We start from the raw sequence: 16,322 nt of genomic DNA on the forward strand, positions 1-16,322 counted from the left end.
TCACAGATAAGCCCTGACTGAAAAGTCAGGGCTTTTTCTATTGGGTTTAAATAACGTTCTTGTTAGCTACACGATGATTCCGACAATTCAGAACACTGATTGAAACCCCGGTCTAAAATCCCTATAACAGACAGGTGCAACAGATGCGGAAGGAATTGGGCAATAAAGTGCGAAAAAAAACCTATGCAATGCGTTATGTCGCGGGGCAGCCCGTTGAACAGATCTTTCCACCCGGCAGCATGCTACATCTTGGTCAGGCGCTTCCCCCTGGCGCACCGCTGACGCCTGACGCACATTTGAAAATTCTGGTATGGAATATCTTCAAGCAGCAGCGCGCTGACTGGATGTCCGTATTACAGGGATTCGGCAAAGATGCGCACCTTGTACTGCTACAGGAAGCGCAAACTACGCCTGAGCTGATACAGTTCGCGACCAGCAACTATCTTGCCGCCGATCAGGTACCAGCTTTTGTGCTGCCGCAGCATCCTTCTGGCGTCATGACGCTGGCTTCGGCGCATCCCGTTTACTGTTGTCCGCTACGTGAGCGTGAGCCGCTGCTGCGTCTGGCCAAATCGGCGCTCGTTACCGCCTATCCCCTTCCAACCGGCGAAATGCTGATGGTCGTCAACATTCATGCGGTGAATTTCAGCCTGGGTATCGATGTCTATAGCAAACAGCTGGGACCAATAGGTGAGCAGATCCTGCATCATAAAGGTCCGGTAATTATGGCTGGCGATTTTAATGCCTGGAGCCGACAGCGTATTCATGCGCTTTATCGCTTTGCCCGTGAAATGGCGCTTAAAGAAGTCAGGTTTACCGACGATCACCGCCGTAAAGCTTTTGGACGCCCGCTCGATTTTGTCTTCTACCGCGATATGAACGTCAATAAAGCCTCAGTGCTGGTTACGCGTGCTTCAGACCATAACCCTCTGCTGGTCGAATTCAATGCGGCGCGCTGACGCCCAGAACACTAGCCTGAACTAAAGCGGCTCCCTTCGCTTACAGACGCCGTAAGAGGCGCTAAACGGCCTCTTCGCGCATTTTATAGCCTTATGCCATTCTTTGACTGAAAAGCGGTCTGCGAGGGTTTTACGCGCTGATTCTCGAGCCTGTTGAGGAAGCAGAGGCGTTCAGGCTGGTCAGGAAATATCTCTGGAGAGGATGAAAAAGAAAAAGGCCAACTTTTGTTGGCCTTTTCGACGCATCAGGTATCTGGCGATGCGCTATTATTTACGTAGAGCGTAAGCCTGTCGCCGGGCTGGATATCTTTCGTGCTGCTCAGGACCGTATTCCAGCGCATCACATCCTTGATATCGACACCGTGGCGTCGTGCAATACTGGCAAGAGAATCACCTTTACGCACGCGATAGGTGATGCTGTTGCTATTATCAGCCAGGCTGGCCGCGCTGTCGCCTACGGTCAGCGTCTGACCGGGACGAATGCTGGCGCCCTGCAAACTGTTTTGCTGCTTTAGCGTAGCTACGCTAACGCCCAGTTTGCTGGCAATACCGGAAAGGGTATCGCCACGACGAACTTTATAGGAGCTGCCTGCCGTACTGGTTTTCGCCAGCTGAGTCGGCTGCACCGCTGCGATGTCGCCTGAAGCCAGTGAATTACGCAGCTTCGCGACGTGGGACTTAGGCACGAGAATGTACTGAGGTCCGTTAGGCGCAGTGGCCCCTTTTTTATAGCCGGTATTGAAGCTTTTAAGCTTGCTAAGCGACATACCCGCCATTTCTGCCGCCTGCGTCAGCTGCATCTGCTGGCCGACTTCGACGCGCGCCAGCGCGCGACTTTCATCAGGCGTTGGCAGTTTAATGCCGTAACGTTTGTTGTTCTTAAGCAAATCGCTTAGCGCCAACATTTTCGGTACGTAAACCGTTGTTTCGCGTGGCAACGATAAATTCCAGAAGTCGGTCGGTTTACCTCGGGCCTTGTTCTGCTTTATCGCTTTCAATACGCGCCCTTCACCGCTGTTATAAGCAGCAACGGTCAGCAACCAGTCGCCGTCAAACATCTTGTTCAGACGCTGCATCATATCCAGCGCAACTTTGGTCGAGGCCACAACATCGCGACGCCCGTCATACCACTGGTTTTGTTTCAAACCATAGTTTTTGCCCGTTGTTGCAACAATCTGCCAGATGCCAGCGGCATTGGCGGATGAGGTTGCATGGGGGTCAAAAGCGCTCTCCACTATGGGTAGCAGTACCAGTTCCATCGGCATCTTACGTTTATGTATCTGCTCGACTATCCAGTACATGTACGGCTCTGCCCGTAATGTTACATCGTGGAGATAGCTCTTATTTTTTAAGTACTTTTGTTTTTGTTCGCGGATCCGGCTGTTTTCCGGAATCCCCATCTTCAACTCGTCACTAATGAAACTCCAGAGATCGGTATCTTCTGCGAGGCCAGTTCCATCTTCCTGCCATCGCGGCGACAACATACGATCACCGTACTTTCCATTTTCACCTTGACCAGCTGAAGACAGACTCTGGGCATGCTGTTCGGGGATATTGGCGTCATTCCGTGATGCCTGACATCCCACCAGCAAGACCGAGGCGAGTAATATCGCTTTAGCCTTCATGTGTGTGTCAATAGTTCGCTTAAAAGACGAGCAACTATACGTGACGCCCTGTCACAACACAACCCGAAAAATCAAAAATGGTCTTTCTTCTTACGCAGAGCAGCAAAAGTGTCCCATACATGTCCTGTAGATAAATCTGTATTTAATGCTCTTTGCAAATCAGGATCTTGCGTACGGAGAAATAAATTTATTTGCCTTTCGTGCGCAAGTTTTGTGGGTAAAGTAATGCCGTTTTCAGCGCGTAAGTCCTTAATTTTCTGATATTCAGCCATAATTTGCGGGTTATGGGGCAGAATAGCCGCAGCAAACTTCATATTTGATAACGTATACTCATGCGCGCAGCAAACCAGGGTGTCATCAGGGAGCTGATCAAGCTTTTGAAAAGATTCGTACATTTGCTCAGCGGTGCCTTCAAAAAGGCGGCCGCATCCGCCGGAAAACATTGTGTCGCCACAAAAAAGATAAGGTGAGCTGTAATATGAGACATGTCCTAAAGTGTGTCCCGGCGTATGAATGACGGAAAAGTCCATACCCAGCACAGAGACGATGTCACCCTCGCTGATGATGACGGATGCGCCTTTATCTTCTGTTTCCTGTGGTCCGTAAATGACAATGTCAGGAAATTTTTCCAGCAGCGTTTTTACGCCGCCGACGTGATCCTGATGATGATGCGTTAACAAAATTGCGATCGGCTTCCAGCCGTTTGCATAGACTTTCTCCAGTACCGGTTGCGCTTCGCCGGGATCGACAATCAGACAGTTGCCTGCTTCATCGTTGAGTGTCCAGATGTAGTTATCCTGTAATGCTGGAATACTGGTAAGATTCATCATCACCTCGAGCAAGTCATAAAAAGGAAGATGGTAAAGCATGAAGCCTGCGAAGACACGCCAGATTCTGACTGCACCGCATTCATGGCGAGATATGCCGTGGGGAGACTATTTTCGCGATGCGCTGACTCAGCAGCTACAGCCTTACCTCGGAAAGCTATATGGCTTTCATATGCTTAAGATTGGCAACCTTAGTGCAGAAATCAACACCGAGCAGTGTGCTATTTCACATCAGGTCAATGTCGGCAGCGAGGGAGAGTTGTTGCATGTGCTGGCGCAGCCCACGCAATTACCCTTCGAATCGAAATCCGTTGACGCATGCCTGCTGGCGCATACGCTGGCCTGGAGTCAGGACCCGCATCGCATCCTGCGCGAAGTGGACCGCGTGTTGATTGACGACGGCTGGATGATTATCAGCGGCTTTAATCCGTTTTCACTGCTGGGCATCAGTAAGGCGTTGCCGGGCATCCAGCGCAAAGCGCCGTGGAGCGGCAGGATGTTCAGCCAGATGCGCCTGCTCGACTGGCTGAATCTGCTCAATTACGAGGTCGTATATCGCACGCGCTTTCAGGTGGTGCCCTGGCATCAGCAGGGCGGGAAGGTTATCAGCGCGCATCTGCCGGCGCTGGGATGCCTTAACATCGTTGTCGCCCGGAAACGGACATTTCCGCTGACGCCGACCAAAGCTAAAAAAGCGCTGGCCAAAGCCCAGCTGCGTCCAGCGGTCAACGCCACGCGGCATTTTCATGCGGAGAAAGATCAGGACTCAACCTGATAGCCTATATCCTCTGACTGTGGGCGCGAGGCTGCGCTGCGCGCCAGCTCGTCGCAGCGTTCATTTTCAGGATGGCCGGCGTGGCCTTTTACCCATTCCCACTGGATTTCATGCCCAGCCAGCGCGCTGTCGAGGCGTTGCCACAGATCGACGTTTTTCACCGGCTTTTTCTCCGCCGTTTTCCAGCCGCGCTTTTTCCAGTTGTGGATCCAGCTGGTGATGCCCTGACGCACATACTGACTGTCAGTGCTCAGCACGACGTGGCAGGGTTCTTTTAGCGCCTCCAGGGCCACAATCGCCGCCATTAGCTCCATGCGATTGTTTGTCGTCAGCCGGTAACCGGCGCTAAAGAGCTTTTCATGTTTTCCGTAGCGCAAAATTGCGCCGTAGCCACCGGGACCGGGATTGCCCAGGCAGGATCCATCGGTGAATATTTCTACCTGCTTGCGCATCTCTGGTAGACTCCCTTTTGAGAAAAACGCCAAGTCTGACACAAAACGAATCCTATGAGCACTGCAAATAACCGCCAGATCGTACTCGATACTGAAACCACCGGCATGAACATGATCGGTGTCCATTACGAAGGTCACCGTATTATTGAAATTGGCGCGGTTGAGGTCGTCAATCGTCGGCTGACCGGTAATAACTTCCATATCTATCTGCGGCCCGATCGGCTGGTGGATCCGGAAGCATTCGGCGTGCACGGCATTGCCGACGAATTTCTTGCCGACAAGCCGACCTTCGCGGAGATTGCGGATGAGTTCCTGGACTACATTCGCGGCGCCGAGCTGGTGATCCATAACGCCTCGTTCGACATCGGCTTTATGGATTATGAGTTTTCCATGCTGAACCGGGGCATCGAGAAAACGGAAACCTTTTGCCGCATCACCGATAGCCTGGCGATGGCGCGTAAAATGTTTCCTGGCAAGCGCAACAGTCTGGATGCGCTCTGCTCACGCTATGAGATCGATAACAGCAAGCGCACGCTGCATGGCGCGCTGCTCGACTCCGAAATTCTGGCGGAAGTCTTCCTGGCGATGACGGGCGGCCAGACGTCGCTGGCGTTTTCGATGGAGGGAGAAAACAGGCAGCAGACCGAAGGCGAAACTATACAGCGCATCGCGCGGCCGGCTTCCGCGCTGCGCGTCGTAGCCGCATCCGATGAAGAAGTCATGGCGCATGAATCTCGTCTTGATCTGGTAATGAAAAAAGGCGGCAGCTGCCTGTGGCGTGGCTGAACGGCCTGTCTTTGTCGCTAAAATCAACGACAAGCGTAAAAAAACAGCAAACGCGCCGCGCAACGTTAAAAAGCATTGACGGGGTATCTGACGGCCATTAATATGCGCCTCGTTCCCGACGGGGAACACAGCGCGGTGCGGTAGTTCAGTCGGTTAGAATACCGGCCTGTCACGCCGGGGGTCGCGGGTTCGAGTCCCGTCCGCACCGCCAACTTTTTAGAAAGGCCGATTCAGTAATGAATCGGCCTTTTGCTTTTTTATTTCTGGTCAAATAACCCGTAGCTCTCGGCAGAGACATGCGTTTGCGGGCGGCCTGACGGCAAGAAGCCTGCTTCAGGACTGGGCGCTGAGAGCAGACTCGTCGGCACAACGCTGTTAACGATGCGCGCGTAACCTTTGCGCTGCGCTTCAGTGGCATCGCCGTAGACAGCCAAATCATTAGCCTGTGTGACTGCGGGTTAATGTATGGCTGCCAGAGCAACGTAACACGGGATGAGGCCTGACGAACCCTGGCGCCTTTATCAGGGAAAGTATTGGTTGTTTGTAGTCGCGGTAGTTTCGCCGGGCCGACTTCATACCTGAGCTTTTTCCTTCACTCTTCACACCGGGTACACTCCGCTTCATTCTCTCCCCCTGCTTTTCACCAAAGCATCCACTGTCTGCTCAGGTCCGGGCAGGACAGGATTTATCCACTATTACAGATCTGGCCTCCTTATTCAGATAGCGAAGAAGATTGACAGAGCGAGACCCTAACGGAGCCAGCGTCAAAAGGATCTTTATAAAGGCAGGGGACAGCGCAAGCTTCATTGTTCCCTGACAAGCCTCTTTCTTTATAGCCTTGTGGGGGAATGGATAATTTCAACTCGACGGTATGCGCGCGTCCTTGTTCCGTTGCATTACTGGCTGCTGGCTACGTATTGCCTGCGTCTTCAACGCTGAAACGGCTGGTGGACGCACCGCTACGATTTCGAACGGCAAAGCGCTGGTTCTAAATTTCATCAAATGAAAATGCAGGTTAAATTAGTGAATGGTTTTTAACGTTAAATAAATCATGCTTGTAAAATAGGGAGGGCGATAGACAGTTTTTTTGGTATTCATTGCTAATCAATGAAATTATGGCGTCATATCGCGGAAATTAATCATTTTGTCTGTTAAATTAACTGCCTAATGTGCTTTTTAGGGTGGTAGATACCGTTAATGTGTGATCTTTTGGAGATCAATTCTTGAAAATGATGAGTGGGCGATACATTGGTTTGAATTTTATATTGTGGCTACACATCCGGTGTTAAATATTGATAATTACTCCTCAGTTTGCAGATTAATTTATATTATTGGGCCACCCCTTTTTAAGCGCGTTTTTTTAATAAGGAAAGCATGGGTTGTCGTTGCAAGATGAGCTGCTTTTATTTATTTCGGTAAAAGGAATGGCTAATAAGTATGTTAGTTGTTTTAAGGATAAAGAAATCTCCTTATCATAACTAACCGAACTCCTTCCCGGTTCGCTCAGCGTGTGGGTTTGACTAAACATAGTCCATGTGAAAATAAATAATAAGGGCAGGCGATAACGAGATATGCGTGTTAAGAATGTTAAATGTAGTGGCAAGGGGCGTAACCTTCATAATAAAACGGGAGTGATTTTCTGAGCAGCCACTTCGATTGCTAGTGACGAGCCGCGTGACGTCTCTTTTCTGGAGCCGTCGCTGGAAGAAAACCAAAACGCTGGCATCATGTTGCGTAACGATTTGGGAGCAAGGTGCGTCTTGTATAAGAAGGTGCATCCGTAGCATGGAGGGTATGACATAAAAGGCAGACGGGTGGCTTTTTTTCCATCCCTTTGGCCCAGAGCTGAATGAGTTAGCGAGGTATCATTCAAACTGACAAACCGCTTGCCATTGCAACAGCGGATTATCTGTTATTCATCTACAGAAAAGACGCATTCTGCCGTTCCAGACAAAAAATGCTGATCTTTTTTGATGCCAGCAGGATGTGATGATTTTAATCGGACAAGATTGCAAACAAAGTAATAGAGCGAAAAGGCGTAAGCGAATGCCTGAAGAAATGCGCATCCGCTATCGCAACGCCAGCAAAAGAACTGAAAGCCCTTCGCGCTGGTTTAATCGCTATGCCTCCTTTGTTGCTAATTAATGGCGCGGAGGAAAAGAGAGCCTTTTCTTTTAACTAATCATTCTAAAGGGAATAATTATGAATGAATACAGAAATGCATGGAAAGTCATCCGGATAATTAGTTGCCCATTTTATGCGTTCTTCGCACCTTTTACGTTGTCTACATTCACTTATGCCGCAAATGTCGATAGCATTGTCGTTGATGGCAATGAGCGTAAGCTTGAAGATGTGACGCTTGAAAACAATCTTACTTATCATAACATTATTGATGCTAAAAACGGCGCGCACCTCATCCTCAATAATCTGGAGTTAAACTCTTCAGGGTGGATGAGTGCGGGTATTAATTTGTTCCGCAGTTCGCTAACCGGTACGGATTTACGTCTTAATGTCAGCGGTGAGACGGCAAGAGGAATTACGATGGGCGCTGGCAGCGTCGCATCAATTAACGGCCTTACCATTACGGCTGAAGGCAGAGAGGTCTATGGTTTATACCTTTTCGGGGCAAATCCCGAACCGAATGGGCTGGGATCGGCTGAAGTTACACAGGGAACCGTTAAGCTTGGCCCTGGCAAACAGGGCAATGCCTTTTTTGCTCACTATGGCACCTTAACGCTTAACAATGTCTCGGCGAGTACCGAAGGCCAGGACAGCTATACGATTAACGTCAACGGTGAAGCGACTATTAACGTGGAGGGCGGGCAATATCTCACGCAGGGTTACCGAAGTTATGGGGCCTGGGTGGTGAGTTCATCCCGGCTTAATCTGAACAACACCAGCATAACCACGCAAGGCGATGAGGCGATAGCCATTGACGTACTGGACGCTTCGGCAGAGGTCACTAACAGTACGCTGGAAACATACGGACAAGAGGCCCATGCGCTTTATAACCTGAATTACGTCACCGCCGACAATTCATCGCTGATAACCCATGGTGACGCCAGTATGGGCCTGTTGGCGGGAGACGGAGGTCAGGGAATCGTCAAAAACAGCACGATAACCACGCATGGCGAACTTGCGGCTGGCCTGCTGGTCTTTCCCGGCTCTCAGGCGACTGCTGATAATGTCCAGATTGTCACAACCGGAGTGAATGGATATGGCATGTGGGCGCGGGCGGGTAGGCTTACCGTCAGCAATAGCCAGATTGAAACGTCAGGTGAAGCGGCCAGCGGCGTAATGGTCGACGTTTATTCTGAGGCCCCCCAGTACAGAAACCAGGTATCGTTAGATAACGTGACGCTGAATGCCCGGCAGGCGCAGGCCGTTAACGTCAGGCCCACGATGCTAACGCTGGAGGTCAAAGATTCAACGCTGTCAGGCGGAAACGGTCAGCTGATGACGGTCGCGCACTATGAGGACGAGCAGAACGCGGCGAACAATCGCTATAGCGATGTAGCGTTCAGCGCCAGCAATAGTCAGTTAAACGGCGATATTGTTGCCGACAGTGCGGGCAATACGATCGCGGTGGCGCTGACTGATGGCTCAAGGCTTAACGGGGCGGTCAAACAGGTCACCTCCGTAACGCTCGATAAAAGCAGCAGCTGGCTGATCAGCGACAGCTCAAGCGTCGGGGAGTTAATTAATAACGGAACCCTCTCTTTTTCCGATCAAAGCAAATTCGATACGCTAAACGTGACGGGCGACTATGGCGGAGATGGCGGTCTGCTGGTCATGAACAGCGTGCTGGGCAGCGACGGCTCTTCAACAAATAAGCTCACCGTCGGCGGCAACGTGCTGGCAGGAACAACCCAGGTGGCCATCAATAACCTGGGCGGATATGGCGCACAAACCGTTGAAGGCATCGAGATCGTACAGGTTGGCGGCGTATCACAAGGCAGCTTTGCAAAATCAGGGCGCATCGTGGCAGGCGCCTATGACTATGATTTGATCAAAAAAGGGGAGAGCTGGTATCTCACCAGCCAGTCTAACGCGATCGCCGGGAACGAGCCGGAACGGCAAGACAGTGAGCCGGTGCCCGCGCCTGAGCCGGTGCCAGCGCCAGCGCCCGTGCCGGTGCCTGCATCGAAAACTGTCCCGGCGGTTCGCCCGGAAGCGGGAAGTTATGCGGCAAACCTGGCGGCAGCCAATACGCTATTTACCCTGTCCCTGCACGACCGCATGGGAGAACCTCAGTTTATTGATGCGCTCTCTGACCAGGCGCAAGCAAGCAGCCTCTGGCTGCGGCAGACGGGCGGCCACAATAAATGGCGTGACAGCAGCGGTCAGCTGGAAACGCAGAGCAATCGCGCGCTGACCCAGATCGGAGGCGATACCGCGAGCTGGAGCAGGAATGGCACGGATCGCTGGCATTTCGGATTCATGGCCGGCTATGCGGATAATCACAGCACAACGAGAAATGACCATAATGGTTATGCCGCTCAGGCAAGCGTTAAGGGATACAGCGTAGGTTCCTATGCCACCTGGTATGCGAATCAGCATGACCATACCGGGCCGTGGCTTGATAGCTGGATACAATACAGCTGGTTTGATAACAAGGTCAGCGGCGAAAAGCTGGCGGCGGAAACTTATAAAACTCACGGTTTTACCGCCTCGCTGGAGAGCGGATATGCCTGGAAGGCCGGTCAGTTTACCGGTCGTTATGGCACGCTTAATCAGTGGTTTGTTCAGCCTGAAATGCAAGCTATCTGGATGGGGGTACGCGCTGATGAACACGATGAGGCAAACGGCACGCGCGTCCGGGGAGAAGGACAAGGCAACTGGCAAACCCGGTTAGGCTTCAGAAGCTGGCTGAGTAGCCATCATGTCAGTGACAACGGTAAGCAGCGTCTCTTCCAGCCGTTTATGTCCCTGAGCTGGCTGCATAACAGCAGAAATTTTGCGGCGCAGCTGGATGACATCCGGGTCGTTCAGAGCGGCGCAACCAATCAGGGCGAAGTTAAAGTCGGCGTGGAAGGGCAGCTTAATCCTCTGCTGAACCTCTGGGGTGATGTTCGGGTACAGGTGGGGGACAATGGCTACCATGACACAACGGCTTTGGTGGGAATGAAATATAGTTTTTAGAGCAGATAACGGGGCCGATCTGTTTATGATCCGGCCCCATGCTGTTTTACGACAATGATTTCTCCTGCACCGCTACGGCGCCAGCAAAAGGTTTTGCCTCGCCCGCCGCGCGCTCGTTGCGTGCCAGATAGCGATAGCATCCTCCCCCCAGCGCTGCGCCGATAAACCAGCTAAAGCTGGCGACCTCATGCAGTGACGGTACAAAGCTGATAATCAAACCGATAGCGACCGAGGGCAGCAGCGCGGCAATAGCTTTTGGATTAAATCCGCCGCGATACCAGTAGCGTCCTTTCGGTGTGGCGTCGAACAGATCGTCCACCCAGACGCGGCTGCGTTTAATCAGGTAGAAATCCGCCAGCAGAATGCCAAACAGCGGCCCGATAAAGGCGCCCAGCACGTCCAGCGTATAGTGGATAAGCTCAGGCGACTGAAACAGGTTCCACGGCGTCAGCAGCACCGAGCCGACGGCGGCTATCATGCCGCCGGTGCGGAAGCTGATTTTCTGCGGCGAACAGTTTGAAAAGTCAAAGGCGGGCGAAACGAAATTCGCCACGATATTAATGCCGATGGTGGCGGTAATCATGGTCAACAGGCCGATCGCGACCGCCAGATCGTTGCCGACCATGCTGACGGTTTCAATCGGATCGGTGATCATTTTACCAAACAGCGACTGGGTGCCAGAGACGATAACCACCGTCACGACGGAGAAGAGCAAAAAGTTAAAGGGCAGACCCCAGCGGTTGCCGCGACGGATTTCGCCCATGCTTTTGCCGTAGCGCGAAAAATCGCCAAAGTTCAGCAGCGGCCCGGAGAAGTAGGAGACGACCAGCGCGGTGGCGGTAATCATTTGCCAGCTCTGTTCACCGGCGGTCAGCGACTTGCTTGCCAGGGTAAAAGAGATACCGTCGAAACCGGTTTTGTATACAATCCATCCCGCCAGCGCCACCATCACCACGTAGACCGCAGGTCCCGCCACATCGATAAAGCGCTTAATGGCGCTCATGCCATGCCAGAAGACCATCGCCTGTAAAAGCCACATCACACCGAAGCAGCACCAGCCCAGCAGCGACAGACCCAGCCAGCTGGTCTGGGTCATTGACGACAGAGAGGGGAAAAATTTCAGCAGCACCAGCATCAGCGCGTTGGCGGCAAGATACGTCTGAATGCCGTACCAGGCGAAAGCGATCAGCCCGCGAATGACGGCCGGAATATTCGCGCCGTAAACGCCAAAGGCCTGGCGGCAGATTACCGCATAGGGCACGCCCGCCATCTGGCTGGGCTTCGCCACCAGGTTGGCACACAGCTGGACGATGCAGATCCCCGCCAGCAGACAAATCAGCACCTGCCAGCTCGCCAGACCCAGCGTAAAGAAGCTGGCCGCGACGACATAGCCGCCCATGCTGTGCACATCCGACATCCAGAACGAGAAGATGTTATACCACGTCCAGTTCTGCTGGCGCGTCGGGGCCAGATCCTCATTAGTCAGACGTGGACTGTAGTGCGCGCGGGCGTCAGCAGCCGACGCGGCAGAACTTGTTTGATGATTTGGCATAAAACCTGCTCCTCATAACGACGTTTAAGGGTCTTCGCAATACGGATAGCTGTTGCAGGATCCAGGCCAGAATTGAAATCTTGTATACAAAAAAATCTTTTAACGTATACGATGTGGAGACACAGCGACTCAGGAGAGCCGGACATGAGAAGTCAACAGGGTCAGAGCACGACCGCCGATCTTACGGATAAAGACGAGCCAATCTATCAGGCGTTAATGAACGCCATTGTCGAACACCAGCTGCCGCCCGGCAGCAAACTGCCGGAAGAGGCGCTGGCTGACGTATTTGGCGTCAGCCGTACCGGCATCCGCAAAGTGCTCCAGCGCCTCGCCGCAGTGCAGATGGTGACGCTTCTGCCCAGGCGCGGTGCACAGGTGACCACGCCCGGCGTCGACGAGGCGCGCGATATTTTCCGCACGCGCGCGCTGATCGAATGCGCCAACCTGCCTGCCGTGCTGGCGCATGTGCAGCCGCCGCACCTGGCGGCTCTGACGCAGCGCATCGCGCAGGAGCAGCAGGCGCATGACGCGCGGGACGGCGCGGCGGCGATCCGCCTCTCCGCCGCCTTTCATATTGAGCTACAGGCGATTGCGGGCAATCAGGTGCTGACCGAGCTGGTCACGCGCCTGACCCAGCGCTCCTCCTTAGTGATCGCCGCGTACGGCGCGCCCTGGCAACACGGCTGCCGCTGTGACGATCACGATCGTCTGGTCGCTCATCTGCGCAACCAGGATCTCGCTGCGCTGACCCAGGCGCTACAGCACCATTTTGACCATATCCTTTCCAGCCTGCACTTCGAGCGCAGCGGTGAGACGCTGCCTGACTTCGCACGGTTATTTTCCCGTCATAAAGAGGTGACACTATGAGCCTGATCCAGGTGATCAACCCCAACACCAGCCTGGCGATGACAGAAACCATCGGCGCGGCGGCGCGTGCGGTGGCCGCGCCGGGTACAGAGATTATCGCCGTCTCGCCATCGCACGGCGTGCCCTCTATCGAAGGCCACTTTGACGAGGCCATTGCGGCCATCGGCGTGCTGGAGCAGGTCAGGCGCGGCAGAGAGCAGGGCGTCAGCGGCCACGTTATCGCCTGCTTCGGCGATCCCGGCCTGCTGGCCGCGCGCGAACTGGCCAGCGGGCCGGTAATCGGCATCGCCGAAGCGGCCATGCACACGGCAACGCTGGTGGCGACGCGCTTTTCCATTGTCACTACGCTGCCCCGCACGCTGGTGATCGCGCGTCATTTATTGCAGCAGTACGGCTTTACCCATCACTGCGCCGCGCTGCACGCGATCGATCTGCCGGTGCTGGCGCTGGAGGATGGCAGCGGCGTTGCCCAGGAAAAGGTGCGTCAACGCTGCCTCCAGGCGAAGCAGCAGGATGGCAGCGGCGCCATTGTGCTGGGCTGCGGCGGAATGGCGACGCTGGCGCGGGAGCTGACGCAGGAGCTGGGCATGCCGGTTATCGACGGCGTCAGCGCCGCGGTGAAAATGGTGGAGTCGCTGGTGGCGCTGGGCTTTGGCACCAGCAAGCACGGCGATCTTGCCTTGCCGATCGCCAAACCTCTCTCAGGCGCGTTTCAGCATCTAAACTAACGGAACCTTGTCGCAACTTCACAGGAATCACTCAATGGATAGTGCAGAGAAGAAAGAGTACAGCTTCAACAAAAACTATCCGCGCGATCTGATCGGCTACGGCGAAACGCCGCCGCATGCCGCCTGGCCGAACAAGGCGCGCGTAGCAGTACAGTTTGTCCTCAACTACGAGGAGGGCGCAGAGAATAACGTGCTGCACGGCGATGCCGGCTCCGAGCAGTTTCTCTCCGACATCATTGGCGCGGCCAGCTACCCCGATCGCCATATGTCGATGGACTCCCTTTATGAATATGGTTCGCGCGCCGGGTTCTGGCGCATCCATCGGGAATTTCAGAAGCGCGGCCTGCCGCTGACGATTTTTGGCGTGGCAATGGCGCTGGCGCGTCATCCGCAGATCGTCGAGGCGATCAAACAGGCCGATTATGATGTGGTCAGCCACGGCTGGCGCTGGATCCACTATCAGGCGATGGACGCCAAAACCGAGCGCCAGCATATGCAGCAGGCGATCGACGTGCTCACCGATCTGTTCGGCAAGGCGCCCACCGGCTGGTACACCGGACGCGACAGCCCCAACACGCGGCGGCTGGTGGTGGAGCAGGGCGGCCTGACTTATGACAGCGACTATTACGGCGACGATCTTCCGTTCTGGACGCAGGTTACCTGCCAGGACGGCACCGTGAAGCCGCATCTGATCATTCCCTATACGCTGGAGTGCAACGATATGCGCTTCGCCACGCCGCAGGGATTCAACACCGCTGAGCAGTTCTTTACCTACTTACGCGACACCTTTGACGTGCTGTATGAAGAGGGAGAGACGCAGCCGAAAATGATGTCGGTCGGCATGCACTGTCGTCTGCTGGGACGGCCGGGCAAATTCAGAGCGTTACAAAATTTCCTCGATCATATTCAGCAGTACAGCGACGTCTGGATCTGTACGCGCCAGCAGATTGCCGACCACTGGGCGGCGACCCATCCTGCGCCGCAGCCCTGATCATCGGCAGGCGCGGCTGCTCAGACAGCCGTGCTTGCCCGCCTGCGGCGCGTTAAAACTGTAACCGGTTATTTAGAAGAAATTTTAATGGATATGCTTCACCATTAGCGCATTGTGCGCTCTGTAAGCGCCCGTTAAGCAAGGATTTATTAACGGATGTTAAATGAAATAAAGATACTTGCGTAACAAAATTAATTAACAGGCGTGAGGATCTTTGCCGCCTGAAGAAGTGTTACATCTTGCCTGCCGCCTGCCTTTTCCATTCCGTCTATAGATAGTGCACTGCGCTTTTTTATAACGGAAAAGGAACCGCTTTGATGAGCAAACTCTCCAGAAGACATTTTATGGCATTCGCTGCGGGCGGCACGGTGGCGCTGGCTGCGGGTCAGGTACACGCCCACGACGCTATTGCCTCCTCGCCTGCGGACACGCCGCGCGATCCGGGGCCGCACGATCCGACGCGAGAGGCGCAAAACCCTGACATCGTGGATCCGCCTGCGACCGACAGCGGCACGCTGCCCAATCTGCGCTTCTCGTTCAGCGATGCGCATGTGCGTAAAGGCAGCGGCGGCTGGACGCGGCAGGTGACGCAGCGCGAACTGGGCATCTCTACCACCATTGCTGGCGTCGATATGCGGCTCAACGCGGGCGGCATTCGCGAGCTGCACTGGCATAAAGAGGGAGAGTGGGCCTACATGACCTTCGGCCACGCGCGCGTCACCGCGTTTGATACAGAAGGCGGCTGGTTTGTCGATGACATCGGCGTCGGCGATCTCTGGTATTTTCCGCCGGGTATTCCGCATTCCATACAGGGGCTGGGACCGGATGGCTGTGAGTTCCTGCTGGCCTTTGACGATGGCGGCTTTGATGAAGACAGCACCTTCCTGCTGTCTGACTGGTTCAAACATATTCCGCCTGACATTCTGGCGAAAAACTTCAGCGTGCCGGTTTCGACCTTTGCAAAACTGCCTTCGCCGGACGATGAGTATATTTTTGCGGGCAAGGTGCCGGGCAGTCTGGCTTCCGATGCCATTAAGGGCGCGCCGAAATCGAAAAAGCAGTTCACCCATCGTATGCTGGCTCAGGCACCCATCACCGCGCCGGGCGGCAGCGTGAGGATCACCGACTCGCTGAATTTCCCCGTCTCGAAAACCATTGCGGCCGCGCTGGTCGAGATTGCGCCGGGCGGGATGCGCGAACTGCACTGGCATCCTAATAATGACGAGTGGCAATACTATCTGGAAGGCGAGGGGCGTATGGGCGTTTTTGCCTCATCCGGCCAGGCAAGAACCTTTGACTATCGGGCGGGCGACGTCGGCTATGTGCCTTTCGCTATGGGGCACTATATTGAGAACACCGGCGCGGGGCCGCTGCGGTTTCTGGAGCTGTTCAAAAGCGATTACTACGCCGATATCTCGCTTAATCAGTGGCTTGCCAGCACGCCGCGCGAGCTGGTGGCGCAGCATCTGCACCTTGACGACGCCTTTCTCTCCGCGCTGTCGCTGAAAAAGAATCCGGTCATCAGGTAGTCTCAGGGCAGAATGGCGCGCCATTCTGCCTTTGAAAAAGCCTGCAAAACCTGTGGTTGTTACCGCCTGCTCAATCAGCGAAAATCGCC

12 protein-coding genes and 1 tRNA gene are annotated in these 16,322 nt (G+C 54.2%); 9 read left to right on the forward strand and 4 right to left on the reverse strand.

Annotation, left to right across the window (positions count from 1 at the left end; all coding sequences use genetic code 11):
- The first annotated feature begins 167 nt into the window (after positions 1 to 167).
- Positions 168 to 959, forward strand: coding sequence for an endonuclease/exonuclease/phosphatase family protein (locus tag BBB56_RS02620; RefSeq protein ID WP_123799408.1), 792 nt, complete (start codon positions 168 to 170; stop codon positions 957 to 959).
- Positions 960 to 1,204: 245 nt separating this feature from the next.
- Here BBB56_RS02620 and mltD read toward each other — a convergent pair whose 3' ends face one another.
- Positions 1,205 to 2,584 carry a murein transglycosylase D gene (gene mltD, locus BBB56_RS02625; RefSeq protein ID WP_123798545.1) on the reverse strand — a complete coding sequence of 460 codons (1,380 nt, stop codon included), beginning with the start codon at positions 2,582 to 2,584 and terminating at the stop codon, positions 1,205 to 1,207.
- A gap of 71 nt (positions 2,585 to 2,655) precedes the next feature.
- Positions 2,656 to 3,411, reverse strand: a complete 756-nt coding sequence (gene gloB / locus BBB56_RS02630; RefSeq protein ID WP_123799410.1) for a hydroxyacylglutathione hydrolase — start codon at positions 3,409 to 3,411, stop codon at positions 2,656 to 2,658.
- A 40-nt stretch (positions 3,412 to 3,451) separates the two neighbouring features.
- Between gloB and BBB56_RS02635 the strand changes: the two genes are divergently transcribed.
- The gene (locus tag BBB56_RS02635) at positions 3,452 to 4,186 is read left to right on the forward strand and encodes a class I SAM-dependent methyltransferase (RefSeq protein ID WP_123798547.1); all 735 of its coding nucleotides are present in this window, start codon (positions 3,452 to 3,454) and stop codon (positions 4,184 to 4,186) included.
- On the opposite strand, the gene rnhA is transcribed toward BBB56_RS02635, so the two are convergent.
- A complete protein-coding gene (rnhA, locus tag BBB56_RS02640) occupies positions 4,171 to 4,638 on the reverse strand; it encodes a ribonuclease HI (protein ID WP_123798548.1) in 468 nt (155 codons plus the stop codon). The two genes, BBB56_RS02635 and rnhA, sit on opposite strands and share 16 nt — an antisense overlap.
- Positions 4,639 to 4,692: 54 nt before the next feature.
- Here rnhA and dnaQ point away from each other — a divergent pair, with 54 nt between their 5' ends.
- From dnaQ to BBB56_RS02655, 3 genes are all read left to right on the forward strand, one after another.
- The gene (dnaQ, locus tag BBB56_RS02645) at positions 4,693 to 5,424 is read left to right on the forward strand and encodes a DNA polymerase III subunit epsilon (protein ID WP_123798550.1); all 732 of its coding nucleotides are present in this window, start codon (positions 4,693 to 4,695) and stop codon (positions 5,422 to 5,424) included.
- A 134-nt stretch (positions 5,425 to 5,558) separates the two neighbouring features.
- Positions 5,559 to 5,635: transfer RNA gene (locus tag BBB56_RS02650), tRNA-Asp, on the forward strand.
- Between the two features lie 2,330 nt (positions 5,636 to 7,965).
- Positions 7,966 to 10,566, forward strand: coding sequence for an autotransporter outer membrane beta-barrel domain-containing protein (locus BBB56_RS02655; RefSeq protein WP_158673929.1), 2,601 nt, complete (start codon positions 7,966 to 7,968; stop codon positions 10,564 to 10,566).
- Positions 10,567 to 10,612: 46 nt separating this feature from the next.
- Here the strand turns inward: BBB56_RS02655 and BBB56_RS02660 are convergent, their stop codons facing one another.
- Complete coding sequence (locus BBB56_RS02660; protein WP_123798554.1) at positions 10,613 to 12,118, reverse strand: NCS1 family nucleobase:cation symporter-1; 1,506 nt, start codon at positions 12,116 to 12,118, stop codon at positions 10,613 to 10,615.
- A gap of 144 nt (positions 12,119 to 12,262) precedes the next feature.
- Between BBB56_RS02660 and BBB56_RS02665 the strand changes: the two genes are divergently transcribed.
- From BBB56_RS02665 to BBB56_RS02680, 4 genes are all read left to right on the forward strand, one after another.
- Complete coding sequence (locus BBB56_RS02665) at positions 12,263 to 12,985, forward strand: GntR family transcriptional regulator (RefSeq protein WP_123798556.1); 723 nt, start codon at positions 12,263 to 12,265, stop codon at positions 12,983 to 12,985.
- Positions 12,982 to 13,713 carry an allantoin racemase gene (hpxA, locus tag BBB56_RS02670; RefSeq protein WP_123798558.1) on the forward strand — a complete coding sequence of 244 codons (732 nt, stop codon included), beginning with the start codon at positions 12,982 to 12,984 and terminating at the stop codon, positions 13,711 to 13,713. The genes BBB56_RS02665 and hpxA overlap by 4 nt, the downstream gene beginning before the upstream one ends.
- Before the next feature lie 34 nt (positions 13,714 to 13,747).
- Complete coding sequence (gene puuE, locus BBB56_RS02675) at positions 13,748 to 14,704, forward strand: allantoinase PuuE (protein ID WP_123798560.1); 957 nt, start codon at positions 13,748 to 13,750, stop codon at positions 14,702 to 14,704.
- A gap of 317 nt (positions 14,705 to 15,021) precedes the next feature.
- Positions 15,022 to 16,233 (forward strand): cupin domain-containing protein, encoded by a 1,212-nt coding sequence (locus BBB56_RS02680; RefSeq protein WP_123798561.1) that lies wholly within the window; start codon positions 15,022 to 15,024, stop codon positions 16,231 to 16,233.
- Positions 16,234 to 16,322 lie beyond the last annotated feature (89 nt).

The sequence above is a fragment of the Candidatus Pantoea deserta genome (assembly GCF_003813865.1).
Taxonomy (GTDB): Bacteria; Pseudomonadota; Gammaproteobacteria; order Enterobacterales; family Enterobacteriaceae; genus Pantoea; species Pantoea deserta.